The following is a 486-nucleotide window of genomic DNA, read 5'->3' as shown; positions in this document are numbered from 1 at the left end:
CGTGGGCTCGGAGATGTGTATAAGAGACAGGACTGGGTGCATCCGGCGCCGGCGGCGTCAACCCCAGCCCCCTGCCGCCCGGCCCCCCGGCCAACGCCGGCTCAGCGGGTAGCAGTGGAAACTTCGGCGGCAACGGTGGGGCCGGCAGCAATGGAGTCAGTAGCCCCACCCTGGGTCAGGCCGGCGGTGCCGGCGGCGTCGGTGGCAGCGGCACTTTTGACGGGGGTAATGGGGGTGCCGGGGGTAACGGCGGTGTGGGCGCCCCGGGCGGTGCGGGCGGCGATGGCGGCTTTGGCGCCCAGGAAGCGGGCAATGGCGCTAACGGGGGAAACGGCGGTGCCGGCGCCGCGGGTGGGCAGGGTGGCACGGGCGGTGCGTGGGGCGGTACTTCCTTTACTTCCTCGGGACACGCCGGCACCGGGGGCACCGGGGGCGCAGGAGGTACCGGCGCGCAGGGCGGCAGCGCGGGGACCGGCGGCACCGGCG

General features: G+C 75.1%; 1 pseudogene. It reads right to left on the bottom strand.

The window, feature by feature from the left end:
* Nucleotides 1-101: 101 nt before the first annotated feature.
* Nucleotides 102-486 (bottom strand): annotated as a pseudogene (locus tag CDN38_RS32055) (hypothetical protein); the annotation flags it as partial.

It is taken from the genome of Mycobacterium ostraviense (genome assembly GCF_002705925.1).
GTDB lineage: Bacteria > Actinomycetota > Actinomycetes > Mycobacteriales > Mycobacteriaceae > Mycobacterium > Mycobacterium ostraviense.
Note: the sequence above shows the minus strand (reverse complement) of the source record. Positions and strands in the feature narration are given on the sequence as shown.